Source organism: Saccharothrix ecbatanensis (genome assembly GCF_014205015.1).
Taxonomy (GTDB): domain Bacteria; phylum Actinomycetota; class Actinomycetes; order Mycobacteriales; family Pseudonocardiaceae; genus Actinosynnema; species Actinosynnema ecbatanense.
In genome coordinates this window covers 6,451,953-6,470,917 of sequence record NZ_JACHMO010000001.1, presented here as the reverse complement: position 1 = coordinate 6,470,917, position 18,965 = coordinate 6,451,953, and the positions used below count along the sequence as shown (strand labels likewise).

At 69.7% G+C, this 18,965-nt stretch carries 16 protein-coding genes; 9 read left to right on the top strand and 7 right to left on the bottom strand.

Annotation, left to right across the window (positions count from 1 at the left end):
- Positions 1-59 precede the first annotated feature (59 nt).
- Genes F4560_RS27600 through hutI form a run of 4 tightly spaced genes read left to right on the top strand, consistent with a single transcriptional unit; the run spans position 60 to position 3,558 of the window.
- Complete coding sequence (locus tag F4560_RS27600; protein ID WP_184924652.1) at positions 60-1,328, top strand: formimidoylglutamate deiminase; 1,269 nt, start codon at positions 60-62, stop codon at positions 1,326-1,328.
- Positions 1,329-1,379: 51 nt separating this feature from the next.
- Positions 1,380-2,216 carry a helix-turn-helix domain-containing protein gene (locus F4560_RS27595; protein ID WP_184924650.1) on the top strand — a complete coding sequence of 279 codons (837 nt, stop codon included), beginning with the start codon at positions 1,380-1,382 and terminating at the stop codon, positions 2,214-2,216.
- Positions 2,213-2,413, top strand: a complete 201-nt coding sequence (locus tag F4560_RS27590; protein WP_221483664.1) for a DUF397 domain-containing protein — start codon at positions 2,213-2,215, stop codon at positions 2,411-2,413. The genes F4560_RS27595 and F4560_RS27590 overlap by 4 nt, the downstream gene beginning before the upstream one ends.
- A complete protein-coding gene (hutI, locus tag F4560_RS27585; protein ID WP_184924648.1) occupies positions 2,410-3,558 on the top strand; it encodes an imidazolonepropionase in 1,149 nt (382 codons plus the stop codon). The genes F4560_RS27590 and hutI overlap by 4 nt, the downstream gene beginning before the upstream one ends.
- On the opposite strand, the gene F4560_RS27580 is transcribed toward hutI, so the two are convergent.
- A complete protein-coding gene (locus tag F4560_RS27580; RefSeq protein WP_184924646.1) occupies positions 3,518-4,420 on the bottom strand; it encodes a dihydrodipicolinate synthase family protein in 903 nt (300 codons plus the stop codon). The two genes, hutI and F4560_RS27580, sit on opposite strands and share 41 nt — an antisense overlap.
- Positions 4,421-4,491: 71 nt before the next feature.
- Between F4560_RS27580 and F4560_RS27575 the strand changes: the two genes are divergently transcribed.
- A complete protein-coding gene (locus F4560_RS27575) occupies positions 4,492-5,388 on the top strand; it encodes a LysR family transcriptional regulator (RefSeq protein WP_184924644.1) in 897 nt (298 codons plus the stop codon).
- A gap of 42 nt (positions 5,389-5,430) precedes the next feature.
- On the opposite strand, the gene F4560_RS27570 is transcribed toward F4560_RS27575, so the two are convergent.
- Together F4560_RS27570 and F4560_RS46295 are read right to left on the bottom strand one after the other, a co-directional pair.
- Entirely contained in the window at positions 5,431-5,868 is a 438-nt protein-coding gene (locus tag F4560_RS27570; protein ID WP_184924642.1) for a hypothetical protein, read from the bottom strand.
- Entirely contained in the window at positions 5,865-7,268 is a 1,404-nt protein-coding gene (locus F4560_RS46295) for an O-antigen ligase family protein (protein WP_184924640.1), read from the bottom strand. The genes F4560_RS27570 and F4560_RS46295 overlap by 4 nt, the downstream gene beginning before the upstream one ends.
- A gap of 164 nt (positions 7,269-7,432) precedes the next feature.
- On the opposite strand from F4560_RS46295, the gene F4560_RS27560 reads away from it, so the two are divergent.
- Entirely contained in the window at positions 7,433-8,425 is a 993-nt protein-coding gene (locus F4560_RS27560) for an aldo/keto reductase (protein ID WP_184924638.1), read from the top strand.
- 79 nt (positions 8,426-8,504) lie between these two features.
- Here F4560_RS27560 and F4560_RS44980 read toward each other — a convergent pair whose 3' ends face one another.
- Together F4560_RS44980 and F4560_RS27550 are read right to left on the bottom strand one after the other, a co-directional pair.
- Positions 8,505-8,684 (bottom strand): DUF6104 family protein, encoded by a 180-nt coding sequence (locus F4560_RS44980; protein ID WP_033439748.1) that lies wholly within the window; start codon positions 8,682-8,684, stop codon positions 8,505-8,507.
- A gap of 72 nt (positions 8,685-8,756) precedes the next feature.
- Positions 8,757-12,467 carry a multifunctional oxoglutarate decarboxylase/oxoglutarate dehydrogenase thiamine pyrophosphate-binding subunit/dihydrolipoyllysine-residue succinyltransferase subunit gene (locus tag F4560_RS27550; protein ID WP_184924636.1) on the bottom strand — a complete coding sequence of 1,237 codons (3,711 nt, stop codon included), beginning with the start codon at positions 12,465-12,467 and terminating at the stop codon, positions 8,757-8,759.
- Positions 12,468-12,830: 363 nt separating this feature from the next.
- Here F4560_RS27550 and F4560_RS27545 point away from each other — a divergent pair, with 363 nt between their 5' ends.
- Together F4560_RS27545 and F4560_RS27540 are read left to right on the top strand one after the other, a co-directional pair.
- Positions 12,831-13,211 carry an ArsR/SmtB family transcription factor gene (locus F4560_RS27545; RefSeq protein ID WP_184924634.1) on the top strand — a complete coding sequence of 127 codons (381 nt, stop codon included), beginning with the start codon at positions 12,831-12,833 and terminating at the stop codon, positions 13,209-13,211.
- Positions 13,208-13,693 (top strand): SRPBCC family protein, encoded by a 486-nt coding sequence (locus tag F4560_RS27540; RefSeq protein ID WP_184924632.1) that lies wholly within the window; start codon positions 13,208-13,210, stop codon positions 13,691-13,693. The genes F4560_RS27545 and F4560_RS27540 overlap by 4 nt, the downstream gene beginning before the upstream one ends.
- A gap of 73 nt (positions 13,694-13,766) precedes the next feature.
- Here the strand turns inward: F4560_RS27540 and F4560_RS27535 are convergent, their stop codons facing one another.
- A complete protein-coding gene (locus F4560_RS27535) occupies positions 13,767-14,192 on the bottom strand; it encodes a nuclear transport factor 2 family protein (protein ID WP_184924630.1) in 426 nt (141 codons plus the stop codon).
- A 72-nt stretch (positions 14,193-14,264) separates the two neighbouring features.
- On the opposite strand from F4560_RS27535, the gene F4560_RS27530 reads away from it, so the two are divergent.
- Positions 14,265-15,200: a LysR family transcriptional regulator gene (locus F4560_RS27530; RefSeq protein WP_184924628.1), complete on the top strand. Its 936-nt coding sequence runs from the start codon at positions 14,265-14,267 to the stop codon at positions 15,198-15,200.
- 15 nt (positions 15,201-15,215) lie between these two features.
- Here F4560_RS27530 and F4560_RS27525 read toward each other — a convergent pair whose 3' ends face one another.
- Positions 15,216-18,965 (bottom strand): ABC transporter ATP-binding protein, encoded by a 3,750-nt coding sequence (locus F4560_RS27525; RefSeq protein ID WP_184924625.1) that lies wholly within the window; start codon positions 18,963-18,965, stop codon positions 15,216-15,218.

Below are 18,965 nucleotides of genomic sequence, written 5' to 3'. Positions count from 1 at the left end.
CGAAAACATCGGTTTCCTCCCCGGCGTGAACGCCGAGGTATCCACCGACAGGAGCCCAGATGAAGAGCTACTGGTGTGAGCGGGTGTGGTTGCCGGACGGTGTCGCGTCGCGGGTGCTTGTGCGGGTGGACAAGGGTGTCATCGCATCTCTGTCTACTGTAGACACCATTCCGTTGGGGGCGGAACGCCTGTACGGCATGGTGTTCCCGGGTTTCGCCAACGCGCACTCGCACGCGTTCCACCGGGCGTTGCGCGGACGCACGCATTCGGATGGTGGCACGTTCTGGACGTGGCGCGACCGGATGTACGCGGTGGCGGAGCGCCTGACTCCGGACTCGTACCTGCGGTTGGCGAGGGCCGTGTACGCGGAGATGGCCGTGGCCGGCGTGACGGCGGTGGGGGAGTTCCACTACCTGCACAACGGCGGGAACGAGATGGCCGAAGCCCTGCGCCAGGCGGCACGGGATGCGGGAATCCGGCTCACCCTGTTGGACGCGTGCTACCTGGCGGGTGGGATCGGCCAGCCGGTGCGGGGGGTGCAGGAGCGGTTCTCGGACGGTACCGGTGACCGGTGGCTCGATCGGGTGGCCGAGCTGCGCGGTGACGAGAACACGAGAATCGGCGCCGCGATCCACTCCGTGCGTGCGGTGCCGCGCGAGACGTTGTCGCTGGTGGCGGGTGCTTTTCCGGATCGGCCGCTGCACGTGCACTTGTCGGAGCAGCCGGCCGAGAACCAGGCTTGCCTTGAGGCGTACGGGGTGACTCCGACGGAGTTGTTGGCGGAGGCCGGTGCGTTGACGCCACGGACGACGGCCGTGCACGGGACACACTTGTCCACAAAGGACATCGGTTTGCTGGGTTCGACGCGGACCGGGGTGTGCTTCTGCCCCACGACGGAGGCGGACCTGGCGGATGGGATCGGTCCGGCGCGGGAGTTGGCGGATGCCGGGTCGCCGTTGTCGTTGGGCAGTGATCAGCATGCGGTGGTCGACCCGTTGCTGGAGGCGCGGGCGTTGGAGCACAACGAGCGCTTGCGCACCGGGGAACGAGGTCGGTTCACCCCTGCGGAACTGGTCGGGGCGCTGACGAACCACGCGTCGATCGGCTGGCCCGAGGCCGGTCGGATCGAGGTGGGCGCCCCGGCCGACTTCGTAGCCGTTCGGATGAATTCAGTCCGGACCGCAGGGTCCGAGCCCGACCAACTGATCCTCGCCGCGACCGCGTCCGATGTGTCGATGGTGGTCGTCGGCGGAAAGATCGTCGCCCGTGACGGCGTGCACGAGCAGTTGGGCGATGTCGCGCGGCTGCTGACCGACGTGCTCGCCTGATCGGGTGACGGGATTCCCACTGTTGTCAGACCCGCTCAGCATCATGACCACATGCCCCCACCTCGCCCGACCTTTCGCCGCAGGAAGTTGGCCCGCCGCTTGCGCCGGATGCGGGAGGCGGCCGGGATGAGCGTCGAAGACGCCGCTGCCGCGCTCGACAAGCACCGCAACAGCCTCTACCGACTGGAAGCGGGTGAGACGAAGGTCGATGTCCACCTCGCCCGATCGATGATGGACGTCTACGACCACTACGACCCCGACCTCATCGATGACGTCCGCGACACCCTGAAGCCGCGATGGTGGATGAAGTTCGGGATGCGTTCCCTGGGGTACGTGGACCTGGAGACCGAAGCTCAGGAGATCCGGGAACTGGGGCTTGTCTACATACCGGGCCTGCTGCAAACCAAGCCCTACATGCAGGCGATCTTCGAGGCGGACGCCCTGAAGCGCACGAGGACCGAATTCAAGACCGATGTCCAGGTGCGGATGATTCGGCAGCGCCGGCTGATCGACGAAGAGCAGCCGTTGCACCTGTTCGCCCTGCTGGACGAGTCCGCGCTCCACCAGACGATCGGCGGCCCCGCTGTCATGCGGGAACAACTCGAACACCTCGTGATCACGGCCGAGCTGGATACCGTCACCATGCGCGTCCTGCCGAGGAAGATCGGTGCGCACGGCGGGCAGACCAGCTCCTTCACCCTCCTGGACTTCCCCGACCCCGAAGATCGGACCATCCTGTACGTGGAATACCCGACCGGCTCCATCCAAGTAGAGGAACCCACCGAAGTGTGGCGGGCTAAGCTGCTGTTCGACCACCTGCTCGACCGAGCGCTCAGTCCGGACGAATCGGTTGCTCTGATCGAGCAGATCATTGCCGAGCACGAATGAGGGGCCGTCCGTTGTCTCCTGTGGACTTCACCGGCGCGGTGTGGCGGAAGAGCAGCCGCAGCGGTGGTGGCAGTGGTGGCAATTGCGTCGAAGTCGCATTCTCGGTCCCGGCGGTGTGGGTCCGTGACTCGAAGAGGCCCGACGTGGGCCGGTTGACGTTTCCCTCGTGCGCCTGGCAGCGGTTTGTGCGGCAGTGACCAGCACACTCATCACCGGCATCGGTGAGTTGACGACCAACGACCCTCAGCTGGGCCGCCTCACCGACGCCGCGCTCGTCTTCACCGACGGCCGCGTCGACTGGGTTGGCCCCGCGTCCTCCGCACCCGCCGCCGACTCGCGGGTCGACGTGGCAGGTCGCGCGGTCCTGCCCGGGTGGGTGGACAGCCACACCCACCTGCTGTTCGCCGGCGACCGGACTGCCGAGTTCGAGGCCCGGATGGCCGGGCTATTGTATACAGCAGGCGGTATTGCGGTGACGGTCGAGGCGACTCGGGCGGCGTCGGATGGGGATATTGCAGACAATCTGCGACGGCACGTCGCCGAGGCCGTGGCGCAGGGCACGACCACGATCGAGACCAAGACCGGTTATGGACTGAATGTTGTAGACGAAGTGCGATCGGCTCGGATCGCGGCTTTGGAAGCGGATGAAGTCACCTTTCTGGGTGCACATCTCGTACCGCCGGGTGCCGACGCGGACGAGTACGTGGCGTTGGTGATCGGGGACATGCTCGATGCCGTCGCACCGCACGTTCGGTGGGCGGACGTGTTCTGCGAGCGAGGCGCGTTCGACGAGGACCAGTCCCGGGCCGTGCTGGAGGCCGCCCGTGCCAAGGGCCTGGGTCTGCGCGTGCACGGCAACCAGCTGGGCGAAGGGCCGGGCGTCCGGCTGGCGGTGGAGGTGGGCGCGGCGAGCGTCGACCACTGCACCTACCTGTCCGCCACCGACATCGACGCGCTGGCGAACTCGTCCACCGTCGCGACCTTGCTCCCGGCGTGCGACCTGTCGACGCGCCAATCCCTACCGCCCGCCCGTCAGCTCATCGACGCGGGCGCGACCGTCGCCCTGGCCAGCAATTGCAACCCGGGCAGCTCGTACACCACCTCGATGGCATATTGCATAACGACGGCAGTACTCCAAATGCACATGACCATCGAGGAAGCCGTCACCGCCGCGACCTTGAACGGCGCGAAAGCGTTGCGGCGCACTGACATCGGCCACCTGTCACCCGGAGCCAGGGCGGACATCCACGTCCTCGACGCGCCCTCCACCACCCACCTCGCCTACCGACCGGGCGTTCCGCTCACCCACGCTGTGTGGCGAGCGGGCGTTCGGCAGCGGTGAGGGCGACAGCGGTGAGGGCGGTCAAGGCCGCCTCGGTCGTGTCCGGGTGAGCGGCCAGGAGCGGTAGGCGGACGTCCGGCGTCGGGATTCGGCCCTGGGCGTGCAGGACGGCCTTGATCACGGTGGGGTTCGGCTCGGCGAACAGCGCGGCCGACATGACGGCCAGACCGCCGCCGACCAGCCGCGCGGTGGTGACGTCGCCGGAGTGCCAGGCCTCGATCAGCCGGACGAACTCGCCGGTGGCGAGGTGTGCCGACGCCAGGATGCCGCCGTGGGCGCCGAGTGCCAGCAGCGGCGAGATGAACGTGTCGTCGCCGCCGAGAACCGCCAGGTCGGACGGCTGGTCGGCGAACAACGCAACGGTGTCGGCGTTGATCCCGCCAGGCGAGTACTTCAGGCCGACCACACCGGGCACGGCCGCCAAACGCCGCAGGGTGTCCGCCGACAGGTACTGGCCCGTCCGGTGCGGGATGTCGTAGACGACCAGCGGCACGGGGCTGTCGGCGGCGAGTCGGGTGAAGTGGGCGACCACGCCCGCCTCGCCCGGCCGGACGAACGGCGGCACCACGCTCAGCGCGGCCACGACGTCCCGGTCACCCAACGCTTCCAGCGCCTGCGGGGTGTTCGCGCCGACCACCAACTGGGCCTGCCGCGCGCGGCACACCCCGGCCGCCACGTCGATCACCAGCTGCTGTTCGGCTGTGGTGAGCGACGAGACTTCCGCTGTGGTGCCCAGCGCGACCACACCGCGTGCCCCGGCGTCCAGGACCTCGTTGGCGAGGGCTTCGAGAGCGTCCAAGGCCACCGCCCCGGACCGGTCGAACGGCGTGATCAGCGGGACGTACAAGCCGGTGAGCGTCATGGATCGCACCTTGCCCGCCCGAACCGTGAAGGACCAGCGCGCATTTCTCAACAGAACCGTAAGCTGAACTGATGCTCGACGTCCGACGCCTCCAACTCCTGCGCGACCTGGCCCGCTTGGGCACCATCGCGGCGGTGGCCCAGGCGCACGCCTACACGCCGTCCGCCGTGTCCCAGCAACTCGCCGCGCTGCAACGGGAAGCGGGCGTGCCGCTGCTCGAACACACCGGCCGGAGCGTCAGCCTCACGCCCGCAGGCCGGGCGTTGGTCGAGCACGCCGAGACCGTGCTCGCCGCCCTGGAAGCCGCGTCCGCCACGTTGGCCGCCGCACGCACCGGCCTATCCGGAACCGTGCGCATCGGCGCGTTCCCCAGCGCCGTGCCCACGCTGCTGCCGGCGGCGCTGGTCGCGTTGGGGCGTGACCACCCGACGCTCGACCTCATGGTCACCGAGTTGGATCCTGTGGACATGCCGGACGCGCTGCGCGATCGTCGCCTGGACGTTGCGCTCTGGCACGACTACGACACCGCACCCGTCGAGCCCGACCCCGGTGTGGATTCGGTGCGGCTGCTGGACGAAACGGTGTTCCTCGCGGTGCCGGCAGACACCTGGGGCGACGCGACAGGCGATCCGATCGACGCCGCCCGCGACGCCGCGTGGATCGTGGGCACTCCGGGCACGCTCTGCCACACCGTGGCGCTGAGGGTCTGCCAGACAGCCGGTTTCACGCCGAGGGTGCGCCATCATGCCGACGACTTCACCGCCGTTCTGGCTTTGGTCGCGGCGGGTCAGGGTGTCGCCCTGGTGCCGGAACTCGGTGCGACACACCCACCTGCGGACGTCCGGCTGCTGCCGCTCGACGTCCACCGACGCACCCGCATCACCTACCGGCGCGGCGCCGGAGCACATCCCGCCGTCGCCGCGTGCGTGGCCGCACTGGAGGCGTCGACCAGGGCGTACCGGGACTAACGGGGTGGGGCGCACCGGATCGGCGAGCCCCACCCCGCCACGTCACCTGACGATCTCGATCTCACGCTCGTCGAAGGCCGAGCCGCCGCCACTGATATTGCCCGTGGCGTAGGCAGTGCTCGCGCGGAACGCGTTCTGCTCCGCGGTCACGGTGACCATGACCGTCTGGAGGCCGCCAGTGCACACGAAGTTCGTGTACCCGTAGCCGGTCGCGACGTCCGAGCCGACGCGCTGCGTCAGCCGGATGCTGATGTAGCCCGACCAGTTCGCCGGGCAGGTCGCCAGGGTCTCGACTCTGACGGCCGCACCGCGTGCCAGTTGTTGAGCCGGTGACTGGATGCGGAGGCCGTGCTGGGACGGGGACTGGGCGCTCACGTCGGCGCTGGACGGCAGCACGGACGCGAAGATCGCGCCCGCGACCACGGCGAGGACCGCGGCGGCCTTGGCCGGACGCACGTTTCGGATTGTGGAAAGCTTCACAGTTTCTCCTTTGCGGTGGGGACTGCTGCTGCGTCCACGGGTGTTTCGGCAGCGGGTAGGGAGTGGTGGACCGGCGACGCGGCCAGGCCGGTGAGCAGCCCGGCGGTCAGCACGATCACGGGCAGGTGCCACAGGAAGTCGAACCCGCTGTGCACCAGCAGCACGACCAACGCGGCGGCGGCTCCGGCCCACAGCGGCGTTCCCGTGCGGCCACGCCAGACCGTGACGGCCAGTGCTGCCAGCACGAGCAGCAGGAGGCCCAGGCCGATCGCGCCCAGTTCGACCAGCACCTGGAGGTACTCGTTGTGGACGTACCGCATGACGCGGGCGCCGTCGGGTGTGCTGAACACGAACCACCCGCGGCCCGGTCCCACTCCGGCCCACGGCTGCGCGGCCACGAGGTCCAGCGCGGCCCGCGTCGCACCGCCGCGGTCAGGTGAACTGGTGGAGATCCGGCCTTGCAGCATCGTCTCCAGGTCACGGCGGTAGACCATGAGCGGGACCAGCACGGCGGCGGCGGACCCGACCACCACGCCGAACACCCGGAACATCGCGTTCGCCCGGCTGAGCCCGAGCGTGACCGCCAGGCCGACGACGAGCCCGAGCACCGCCAAGCCGGCCTCAGCCGGATATCCCGCCGGGAAGGACGGTGCGAGGGCGCCGAAGGCGATCAGCGCGCCGAGTCCGGCCGGACCGGCGTGCCGCAGGGTCGGTCGGATGCCGCCGAACACCGTCAACGCGACCAACCCGGCCGCCAACGCGAGCAGACCGGCACGGCTGAGCGTCGCGCCGACCCCGACCAGCAGCGCGTACGCGGCGCCGGCCAGCGGCAACGAGTGCGGATGGGCGGCGTTCAGGGCGAGCGCGAGGACGGCGAGCGCGGCGAGGAGGGCGGCGGCGGCGTTGGGGTAGGTGAGCGTCGACGCGGCGCGGACCAGGCCTTCGGCGACCACCGACCACGACGGGATCCGCCACACCACGGCGGCCCAGCCGGTCAGCGCCACCAGCGCGCCGATACCGACGACCACCGAGGCGTACAGGTCACGTTGTCGCGCGTCGGCGCGTTGGGCCACGAAGGCCGCCGCGGCCAGGCAGCCGATGGCGGCGACCGTGGGCAGTGCGTTGGCGCCGTTCAGAACTGCTCGGAGCACGGCCCACGCGGCGAACCCGGCACACGCCACCGGCAGGATGCCTGGGCGGACAGGTCGGTCTCGCAGGGCCAGGACCAGCGCGAACGCGACCAGTGCGGCGGACAGGAGCCGTCCGGGCAGGTAGTAGCCGCCTTGGGCGACGACGGAGGCCGCGATGGCGGCGAGCAGGAGCAGCACGGCGTTCGGCAGCGATGCCCCGTCCCGTGCCCCGTCCCGTGGCACGGCGTCGTTCGGTAGAGCTCCCCCCACGCAGGCCTCCCCAAGCCCTTTCACACACAGCGTTCGAGGCCTGCATGTGGTGTTCGCGCGGATCTTAACCGCGGAAACCGCTGCTGTAGAGCGGTTTGTGGAACGTGACGATTGATCGGCTGCCCGGGTGGTCGTGCCGATCGGGTTCGGGCAGGCTGGACGGTATGGAGTACACCAAGCTCGGCCGTTCCGGCCTGTCCGTGTCCCGCTTGTGCCTGGGCACGATGAACTTCGGGCCGGAGACGTCCGAGGCCGACAGCCACGAGATCATGGACCGGGCCCACGAGCACGGCATCAACTTCTTCGACACCGCGGACGTCTACGGGTGGCAGCGGGGCGAGGGCGTCACGGAGAACATCATCGGCCGGTGGTTCGCGCAGGGCGGTCGGCGTCGGGAGAAGACGGTGCTCGCCACCAAGCTGTACGGCGACATGGGGGACTGGCCGAACGACGGTCGGCTGTCCGCGCTGCACATCAGGAGGGCCGCGGACGCGTCGCTGGCGAGGTTGGGGACCGACTACATCGACCTGCTCCAGATGCACCACGTGGATCGTGACACGCCGTGGGACGAGATCTGGGAGGCGTTCTCGGTGCTGCGGCAGCAGGGGAAGGTGATCTACTTCGGGTCGTCCAACTTCGCCGGGTGGCACATCGCGCAGGCGCAGGAGGCCGCACGCGCGCGGCACTTCCTCGGTCTGGTCAGCGAGCAGTCGATCTACAACTTGGTGAACCGTTTCGCGGAACTGGAAGTCCTGCCCGCGGCACGGCACTACGGCCTCGGCGTCATCCCGTGGTCGCCTCTGGGCGGTGGTCTGCTCGGTGGCGTGCTGCGCAAGCAGCGGGAGGGCGGCGGGTCACGCGGCACGTCCGGTCGAAGCCTGGAGGCGCTGGAGAAGCACCGTGACGCGATCGAGGCGTACGAGAAGCTCGCCGCCGACCTGGGCGAAGACCCGGCCCACTTGGGCTTGGCCTGGCTGCTGCACCAGGAAGGCGTGACCGCCCCGATCATCGGTCCGCGCACGGCGGACCAGCTCGACGGGTCGCTGCGGTCGACCGAGATCAAGCTGGACGACGACGTGCTGACCACACTGGACGACCTGTTCCCGGCCCCCGGCCCGAACGGCACCAAGCCCGCTCCGGAGGCCTACGCCTGGTAAGAGGGACGATCGCACCGGGTCGCAGCGTTTGTCGCACTCAGGCGCAACAAACGCTGCGCACTGGTGCGGCAATCGCGGCTCAGTCCTCGAAGTCCTCGTCGTCCCGGGCCAGGTAGGTGGCCAGCCGCTCGACAGCCGTCTCGAAGTCGGGGTTGGCGTCGACGAAGGCGCGCAGCTTGTCGGCCAGCCAGGCGAAGCTCACTTCCTCCTCGCCCCGCCGCGTTTCCAGTTCCTCGATGCCACGATCGGTGAAGTACACGGTCTTTCCTCCACAGACGGCCGAGCCGTCGACACCCGGAGGTCTCGACGGCTCGGCGCAACCCATCAGGTCCTACTCGAACGCCTTCGCGATCAGCTCGCGCTGCTCCAGCTCGTGCACCTTGGACGAACCCGCCGACGGCGCGGCCATCGGACGGCGCGAAACGCGCTTCACGGCGAACCGCTCCGGCAGCAACTCCGGCAACGCCAACCCGAAGAACGGCCACGCACCCTGGTTCGCCGGCTCCTCCTGGACCCAGCGGACCTCGGTGGCGTTCGGGTAGCGGTCCAGTGCCTCGGTCAGCTTGCGCGCGGGCACCGGGTAGAGCTGCTCCACCCGCAGCACGGCGACGTCCTTGGCGGCACGCTTCTCCTGCTCGGCGGCCAGCTCGTAGTAGATCTTGCCGCTGCACAGCAGGACCTTGCGCACCGCGCTCTGGTCCAGCCCGGTCTCGTCGTCGATCACCGACTTGAACCGGTGCTCCACGAAGTCCTCGACCGGGCTGGTCGCGGTCTTCAGTCGCAGCATCGACTTCGGCGTGAAGACCACCAGCGGCCGGTTCACGCCGTCCAGCGCGTGCCGCCGCAGCAGGTGGAAGTAGTTCGCCGGCGTGGACGGCACCGCGATCGTCATCGAGCCCTCCGCGCACAGCTGGAGGAACCGCTCGATCCGACCGGACGTGTGGTCCGGGCCCTGGCCCTCGTGACCGTGCGGCAGCAGCAGCACCACGTCGGACAGCTGGCCCCACTTCGCCTCACCGGACGAGATGAACTCGTCGATGATCGGCTGCGCGCCGTTGACGAAGTCGCCGAACTGCGCCTCCCACAGCACCAGCGCGTCCGGGTTGGCCACCGAGTAGCCGTACTCGAAGCCCAGCGCCGCGAACTCCGACAGCACCGAGTCGTACACCATGAACTTGCCCTGACCCTCGGCCAGGTTCTGGAGCGGCGTGTACTCCTCGGACTTCTTCCGGTCCACCAGCGTCGCGTGCCGCTGCACGAACGTGCCGCGCCGCGAGTCCTGACCGGCGAGGCGGACCGTGCGGCCCTCCATCACCAGCGACCCGAACGCCAGCAGCTCGGCGAACGCCCAGTCGATGCCACCCTCGCGGGCCATCTTGGCGCGACGCTCCAGCACCGGCTTGACCCGCGGGTGCGGGGTGAAGCCCTCGGGCAGGTTCACGTGCGCGTCGGCGATCTTCTCGATGATCGACCGGTCGATCCCGGTGGGCAGCTTGGCCGGGATCTGCTGCTCCGCCTCGATCGACGGCGAGGTCTTGATCGGGTGCTTCTCCAGCTCCCGGACCTCGTTGAACACGTGCTCCAGCTGCGACGAGAAGTCCTGGAGCGCCTTCTCCGCCTCTTCGACGGAGATGTCGCCGCGGCCGATCAGGGACTCGGTGTAGGTCTTGCGCACCGAGCGCTTGGTGTCGATCACGTCGTACATCGCCGGCTGCGTCATCGACGGGTCGTCGCCCTCGTTGTGACCGCGGCGGCGGTAGCACACCATGTCGATCACGACGTCCTTGTTGAACCGCTGCCGGTACTCCACGGCCAGCTTGGCGACCCAGTAGCACGCCTCCGGGTCGTCGCCGTTCACGTGGAACACCGGCGAGCCGATCATCTTCGCCACGTCGGTCGAGTACTTCGACGAGCGCGAGTGCTCCGGCGCGGTGGTGAAGCCGACCTGGTTGTTCACCACGACGTGCACCGTGCCACCGGTGCGGTAACCGCGCACCAGCGCCAGGTTCAGCGTCTCGGCGACCACGCCCTGGCCCGCGAACGCGGCGTCGCCGTGCAGCGCGACCGGCAGCACGGTGAAGCCCTCGCCGCCCTTGTCGATCATGTCCTGCTTGGCCCGGACGATGCCTTCCAGCACCGGGTCAACGGCTTCGAGGTGCGACGGGTTCGCGGTCAGCGACACCTTCGTCTCGCCGTCGCCGAACATCCGGAAGTACTTGCCCTCGGCGCCCAGGTGGTACTTGACGTCGCCGGAGCCGTGCGCCTGACCGGGGTCGAGGTTGCCCTCGAACTCGCGGAAGATCTGCGAGATCGGCTTGCCGACGATGTTCGCCAGCACGTTCAGCCGGCCGCGGTGCGGCATGCCGATGACGACCTCGTCGATCTCGTGCTCGGCGGCCTTGTCCAGCACCGCGTCGAGCAGCGGGATGACCGTCTCGCCGCCTTCGAGCGAGAACCGCTTCTGGCCGACGTACTTGGTCTGGAGGAAGGTCTCGAACGCCTCGGCGGCGTTGAGCTTCGACAGGATGTACTTCTGCACGGTGGCCGGCGGCTTCTCGTGCGGCACCTCGACGCGCTCCTGGATCCAGAGGCGCTCCTCCGGGTCGAGGATGTGCATGTACTCGACGCCGACGGTCCGGCAGTACGAGTTGCGCAGCACGCCGAGGATGTCGCGCAGCCGCATCCGCTCCTCGCCCGCGAACCCGCCGACCGGGAACTCCCGGTCCAGGTCCCACAGGGTCAGGCCGTGCGACAGGACGTCGAGGTCCTGGTGGCTGCGCTGCCGGTAGTTCAGCGGGTCCGTGTCGGCCATCAGGTGGCCGCGGGTGCGGAACGCGTCGATCAGCTCGATGACGCGGGCGGTCTTGTCGACCGCGCCCTCGGGGATGTCGGCGACCCAGCGGATCGGCTCGTACGGCAGCCGCAGCGACGTGAAGACGTCGTCGTAGAAGCCGTCCTCGCCCAGCAGCAGCTGGTGGATGCGCCGCAGGAACTCGCCCGACTCCGCGCCCTGGATGACGCGGTGGTCGTAGGTGGAGGTCAGCGTGATGACCTTGCTGACGCCCATGTCGGTCAGGGCCTGCTCGCTGGTGCCCTGGAAGTGCGCCGGGTACTCCATCGCGCCGACGCCGATGATCGTGCCCTGGCCCGCCTGGAGCCGCGGCACCGAGTGGTTGGTGCCGATCGTGCCCGGGTTGGTCAGCGAGATGGTGGTGCCGGAGAAGTCCTCGGTGGTCAACGAGCCCGACCGCGCCTTGCGGATCAGGTCCTCGTAGGCCTGCCAGAACTGCGTGAACGTCATGTTCTCGCAGCCCTTGATGGACGCCACGACGAGCGTGCGCGAACCGTCCTTGGCGGGCAGGTCGATCGCCAGGCCGAAGTTCACGTGCTCGGGGGTGACCACGAACGGCTTGCCGTCGACCGCGGCGTAGTGCCGGTTCATGTTCGGGTACGCCTGGAGCGCCCGGACCACCGCGTACCCGATCAGGTGGGTGAAGGAGACCTTCCCACCGCGGGTGCGCTTGAGGTGGTTGTTGATCACGATGCGGTTGTCGGCCAGCAGCTTCGCGGGCACGGCGCGCACGCTCGTCGCGGTCGGAACGGTGAGCGACAGCTCCATGTTCTTCGCGATGGCGGCGGAGGCCCCGCGGAGCTGCTTCTGCTCCTTGCCCTGGGCCGGCTGCACCGGCGCGGCCTTGGCGGCCTCGGCGGGAGCGGGCTTGCTCGCGGGCTTCTGGGCCGGAGCTGTGCTCTTCGACGCTGTCGGCTGCGGCGGCTGCTGCTGAGCGGGGGCGGCGGGCGCCGACCTGTTCGGCTGCTGCGGGGCCTGCTGGGCCGGGGCCGGCTTGGTGGCGGTCGTGGTGCCGTTCTCCGCGGCCGTCGTCGCGACCCCGTTGCCCGACCGCTGCGTCGACTTGTAGTCGGCGAAGAAGTCGTGCCAGGCCGGGTCTACCGACGACGGGTCGGTGAGGAACTGCTCGTACATCTCCTCGACCAGCCACTCATTGGGGCCGAACTGTGAAGCAGAACTGCTGCTGGACACGGCTGGCGCTCGCCTCTATCCATCTCGCTCTTGGTAATGACTCACTCATGGTCAGGCTAGTCCCCCGTCTGGTGCAGTTCACACACAGGAGGGGGCAGGCAAGGAGTGTTCTCTCACAGGATCGATCAGGTCATCGGTCCCGTTATGGGTGCTTGAGCATGGCTTGAGGTTAAGCCCCGCGCGTGTCTCGGTTGGCTTCGAGTTGGAGTAGTTGTGCGCACTGCGGCCGGGGTGGCGGTGTGAGGGGTTCAGATGGCTGAACTCGGGCTTCTGACCTGCGTGTTCAACTTTCTGGTTGACATGGCGCGGGCAGCTTCGTATGGTTGTGTTCAACCGAGAGGTTGAGTAAGAGAGGCGGAAGCGGTGGACGACCGGTTGTCGCGGGTGTTCTCGGCTCTGGCCGACCCGATCCGGCGCGACATGGTGGCGCGGCTGGCGGTGGGCGACGCGACGGTGAACGAGTTGGCCGAGCCGTACGCCGTGACCGTGCAGGCCGTGTCGAAGCACCTCAAGGTCCTGGAGGACGCCGGGCTCGTCAGTCGCGGCAAGCAGGCGCAGCGGCGGCCCGTCCACCTCGAGGCGGAGGTGTTCGACCTGATGACGAAGTGGATCGAGCGCTATCGGCTGGAGGCGGAGCAGCGCTACCAGCGGCTGGACGCGGTGCTGGCCGAGATGGCGGTCGAAGGACCCGAGCAAGCGAAGACCCGTATCGCGAAGACCCGTATCGAAGGAGAGGCATCATGACCACGACCACGCACCCCGAGACCACGATCAGCGCCGACCAGGCCCTGCCGGCCGTCCACATCACCCGCGAGTTCAACGCTCCCGTGGAGGCCGTGTTCCGCGCGCACGTCGAGCAGGACCTCGTGGCCAAGTGGCTGGGGCCGCGCGGCCTGACCATGCGGGTGGACCGGTGGGACGCCTCGACCGGCGGCGCCTACGGCTACGTGCACAGCCAGGGCGACGAGGAGTACCGGTTCTTCGGCTCGTTCCACGAGGTCCGGCCGAACGAGCGGATCGTGCAGACCTTCACGTACGAGGGCTTCCCGGACAGCGTGTCGCTGGAGACCCTGACGTTCGAGGACCTGGGTGGCGGACGGACGCGCATCCGCAGCACCAGCATGTTCGAGACGAAGGACGCCCGCGACATGATGTTGGCCAGCGGGATGGAGACCGGTGTGGTCGAGGGGTACGAGCAGTTGGACGACCTGCTCGCCGAGGCCTGAGCGATCGCTCTTCGCCCCGCAGGCCGCACGGGCTGCGGGGCTGCCCCGTGCCCGAGTCCGCTGAGTCGGTGGTCTACCCCCGGGGGATGGGGTCGAGAACCCGTTCGACCAGCGCCGAGTCGCAGTGCTCGACGACCTCGGTGAGGCGGCCGTCGGAGACTCGGAAGATGAAGCAGTACGTCTGGCGGTAGTCGTCGCCGCGCTTGGTGGTGGCGTACCCGCGGGCCTGGACCACGACCCGGTCGCCCTCGGCGACGACGAGGTCCACCTCGGTGCGGTAGCCGTTGGCGAACTGCGCCATGAGCGGTCGGAGCAGCCCGTTCACCGCGACGGACTTCGGCCCCCAGGTGCCCGACCACGACCAGTTCCCCGCGAGCACCCACTGGAACTCGTCGGCCATCGCGTCGCTCATCGCACGCGTGTTCCCCCGGGACATCTGGTCGAAGATGTCCTCGACGAGCTTCTTGTTCCGCGCGGTGTCGTGCTGGTCGATGCTCATGCGGACAAACGCTAGGCAGGTCGCGGGTATGCGACAAACGACAGTCTGGCATGTGTGCTATCAGTGTTTCGCATGTCCGACTTCACCGTCCTGGGTCTGCGCGTGGTGCGTGAGGCAGCCCGTCAAGGCTCGTTCTCGATGGCGGCCGAGCGACTGGGCTACACGCAGTCGGCCGTGTCCCGCCAGATCGCGCTGATGGAGCAGGCGGCCGGCCAGGCGCTGTTCGAACGCCAGGCGCGCGGCGTGCGGCTGACCGAGGCCGGCCGCACCGTGGTCCGCCGCGCCGAAGCGGTGCTCGGCGAACTCCTCGCGATCCGACAGGACCTGCGGGACGTGGGCGCGCGCCCGGCCGGCCGGTTGCGCGTGGGCTCGTTCTCCACCGCCATGGCGGCGTTGGTGCCCAGGGCGATCGCCGCCTTCACCGGGCGGGAACCGCGCACGCGGGTGCCGATCCGCGAGGACGCCAGCGCCGGTCTGCTGCTCTCCGTCGTCCGAGGACGTCTCGACGTCGCGGTGGTGACACCGCCGCTGCAGCCACCAGCGGGCGTCGAGCTGATCCCGCTGCTCGACGACCCGCTGTTCGTGGCCGTCGCACCGGGACACCCCTTGGCCGGCCGCGCGAGCGTCACGGGCGCGCGGTTGCGGGACGAACGGTGGATCACGGGCAGCTCCCAGCGGGACGCGACCCTCCTCGGCGCGTGGACCGACGCTTCCTGGCAACCCGACATCGCGTTCGTGGCACGCGACTGGGTCGCCAAGCTCGGCCTCGTCTCCGCCGGACTGGGCATCACCGTCGTGCCCGGCCTCGCCGTGCCGGCCATACCCCCGACCATCGCCATCGTGCGCATCGACCACCCCGCCGCCGTGCGCGCCACGGCCGTGGCGCACCGCGACGACATCCCGCACGACCACCGTCGGCAGATGTTCATCGACGCGCTGCGCGATTCCGCCGCCGATCTGTCGGCCGAGGTCCGGCACCGGCTGCGTGCGCGCGGCGCAGCCGGCTGACCAACGCCGACCGCGTCAGTGGGTGGTGGTGAGCTCCGGTTTGTCGAGGTCGGCGCCGTGCGACCAGAGACGCGCGTAGTGGCCGTTCGCCTCCAGCAGCTCGGCGTGGGAGCCCTGTTCCACGATCCGGCCGTCGTCGAGGACCACGATCCGGTCCGCGCGGGCGGCGGTGGCCAGGCGGTGGGCCACCACGAACGTGGTCCGTGCGCCGGCGAGGTGGTCGCTGGCTTCCAGGACCGCCGACTCCGTTGCCGGGTCGAGAGCGGCGGTGGCTTCGTCCAGGAGGAGAAGGGCCGGTTGGACGAGTTCCGCGCGCGCCAGGGCCACCAGTTGGCGTTGGCCCGCGGACAGGCCCTGGCCTCGCTCGCCCACCTGCTGGTGGAACGCGGCGGGCAGCGACGCGACCACCGGCATGGCGCCCACCGCGCGGACGGCCGTTTCGATCTCGGCGCGAGTGGCTTCCGGGTTGCCGTAGGCGACGTTCTCGGCGATGTCGCCGCCGAACAGGTGCGCCTCCTGCGGAACGATGCCCAGCCGTTGACGCAGGGCGGAGAGGTCGTAGTCGCGGACGTCCACGCCGTCGATCAACACCGTGCCCTCGGTCGCGTCGTAGAACCGCGCCACCAGCTTGACCAGGGTCGACTTGCCCGCCCCGGTGGCGCCCACGAGTGCCACGGTCTCGCCGGGCAGGACGTGCAGGGAGATCCGCTCGACCGCCGGCTTGGTGGTGCCCTGGTACCTGAACGTCACGTCCCGCAGCTCCACCTCGCCGCGCAAGGTCGTCACCCCGACCGGGTCCTCGGCCGGCGGCACGGTGGTGGGCGTGCGGAGCAGGTCGCCGATGCGGCTCAGGCCGACCCTGGCCTGCTGGTAGCCGTCGAACACGCCGGACAGCTGGTACAGCGGCGAGAAGAACAGGCCCAGGTACAGCACGAACGCCAGCAGCACGCCGGGCGACAGCGTGCCGTCCGCGACCCGGTAGGCGCCGACCACGAGGATCCCGGCCTGCGCCACACCGGACAGCAGGGACAGGAACGGGAAGTACGTGGCGATGTACCGCTGGGCCCGGATGCGGGAACGGCGGTAGGCGTTGCTGCGCTCGGCGAACGCCTCCGCGGAACGCGCCTCGCGGGTGTACGCCTGGGACACGCGGAGACCGGAGACGTTCTCCTGGAGGTCGGCGTTGACGGCGCTGATCCGTTCCCGCGCCTCCCCGTAGGCGGCGGAGGAGAGGCGTTGGAAGATCACCGTCGCGATGAGGAGGATCGGCAGGACGCTCAGGGCGACCAGGGCCAACCCCGGATCCGTGATCACCAGCGCCACGGCGATCCCGACGACGGTCAGGACGCTGATCACGAACGTGGTCAGCCCGGTCTGGAGGAAGCTCGACAGGGCGTCCACGTCGGTGGTCATCCGGGTCATGATCCGGCCGGCCATCTCGCGCTCGTAGTAGTCCAGACCCAGTCGTTGCAGGTGGGCGTAGCTGCGCACGCGCAACAGGTACAGCAGGCGCTCGCCCACCTTCGACGTCACGATCGTGCCCGCCGCGGCGGACGCCCAGCCCAGCACCACCAGCGTGAAGCTGATCGCGACCGCGATCCAGAGCCAGCCCAGCCCGCCGCCGACCACACCCCGGTCGATGCCCAGCCGGACCAGGTTCGGTGACGCGACCGCGAGCGCCGTGTCGATCAGCAGGAGGCCCGCCACGCCGAGCATCGCCCAGCGGACCGGGCGCAGGAGCGTGCGCAGGCGGAAGCCCGGATCCGGTGCGCGTGGGTCTTCGCCGTGCAGCTCGGGGACGTCCAGCGCGGGAGGTAGGGCGTGGACGCGGTCCATCAGGTCCGGGGTCGGCGGGGTGCCGCCCAGCAGGGCCGAGGTGCCGCCACCGCCCCTGGCCACCTTGGGGACGCCGCCCACCGCGCGGTTCGCCGCGCGCACGGCCAGCTCGTCCTCGTCGGACTCGGGCCACAGCTCTGGGGTGGTGCCGTCCGGACCCGGCTCCAGGCGGGCGTCGGAACGGGGGGCCACCTGCTCGATCGCCTCACCCGGGCCGGCCAGCAGCTCGCGGTAGAGGCGGCAGCGTTTGTGCAGTTCGGCGTGGGTGCCGATGTCGACCACGCGGCCCGCGTCCAGGACGGCGATGCGGTCGGCCAACGTCAGTGACGACCGGCGGTGCGCGACCAGGAGCGTGGTGCGTTCGGCCGTGACGGCGGCCAGCGTGCGGTGGATCGCCGCTTCGGTCGCGGTGTCGACCGCCGACGTCGCGTCGTCCAGGACCAGGACACGTGGGTCGGACAGAAGCGCACGGGCCAGGGCGACGCGTTGGCGTTGGCCGCCGGAAAGGGTCAGGCCGCGCTCGCCGACCACGGTGTCGTAGCCGTTCGGCAGCGCCTCGATGAACTCGTGCGCCTCGGCCGCCCGCGCTGCCGCGTGAACCTGCTCGTCGGAGGCGTCCGGCAGGCCGTAGGCGATGTTCGCCCGGACGGTGTCGGAGAACAGGAACGCCTCCTCGAACACCGTCCCGACGGTCTGCCGCAACGACGAGAGCCGCAGCTCCCGGACGTCGACGCCGCCCACGGACACGGCGCCCTCGTGCACGTCGTAGAACCGGGGCAGGAGCAGCGAGACCGTCGACTTGCCCGAGCCCGCGGTGCCGACGATGGCCAGCGTTTCGCCCGGCTCCACGCGGAGGGACACCTGCGACAGCACCGGCTCGCTGCGCGTGTACCCGAACGTCACGTCCCGCAGCTCCACCGCCACCGGGCCGGGCGGGACGTCGTGCTCGCCGTCCACCACGTCCGGCTGCGAGTCGATCAGCTCGTACACCCGCTCCACGCCGGCTCGGGCCAGCTGGGCCGTCACCATCAGGCTCGACAGCAGCCGGGTCGGGCCGACCAGCGTCGCCACGTAGGTCGAGAACGCCAGGAACGTGCCCAACGTGACCTCGCCGCGCAGCGCCAGCCAACCGCCCAGCGCCAGCACGGCCACCTGACCCAGGTACGGCAGGGCGGTCAGCGTCGCGGACGGGCGGGCGGTGAGGCGGGCCGCGCGCATCCGCTCGGCGAACAGCAGCTTCGCCCGCGACTCCAGCCTGCTGATCTCCCTGGCCTCCTGGCCGAAGCCCTTGACCACGCGCACACCGGTGACCGTCTCCTCGACGTGCTGCGCCACGTCCGCAGCGCGTTGCTGCGCGGACCACGTCGCCGGGAACAGCGTGAGCCTGCTTCGCGCCGCGACCACCCCGACCGCGGGCACGATCACCAGCGCGATGACGGTCAGCAGCGGTGACAGCCAGAACATCGCCACGATGGCCGCCACCGCGAACACGACCGTGCCGAAGGCCAGCGGTGTCATGGAGAGCAGGCTGTTGACCAGTTGCAGGTCGGTGATCGAACGGGACACCACCTGGCCGGTGCGCATCGCGTCCTGCTTCGGCCCGTCCAACCGCTGCACCGCGCCGAACACGCCTTGGCGCAGGTCGTGCTGGACGTCAACGGCGAGCCGCCCGCCCAGGAACCGGCGCACGAACGCGGTGCCGAACGTCAGCAGCTCCAAGCCGACGAGCGTGACCGCCAGCCACGTCAACCGGTCTGTGCGGCCGGCCATCGCGTCGTCCACGGCGACCTTGATCAGCAACGGGCCGACGGCCTGGAGACCGACACCCACGACCGCGGCCAGGATCGACCACACCACGAGCGCACGGTGCTGCCAGCATGCGGTGGCGAGTCTGCGGATCCAGCCGTCGGTCTTGGTCACGGGATCCAC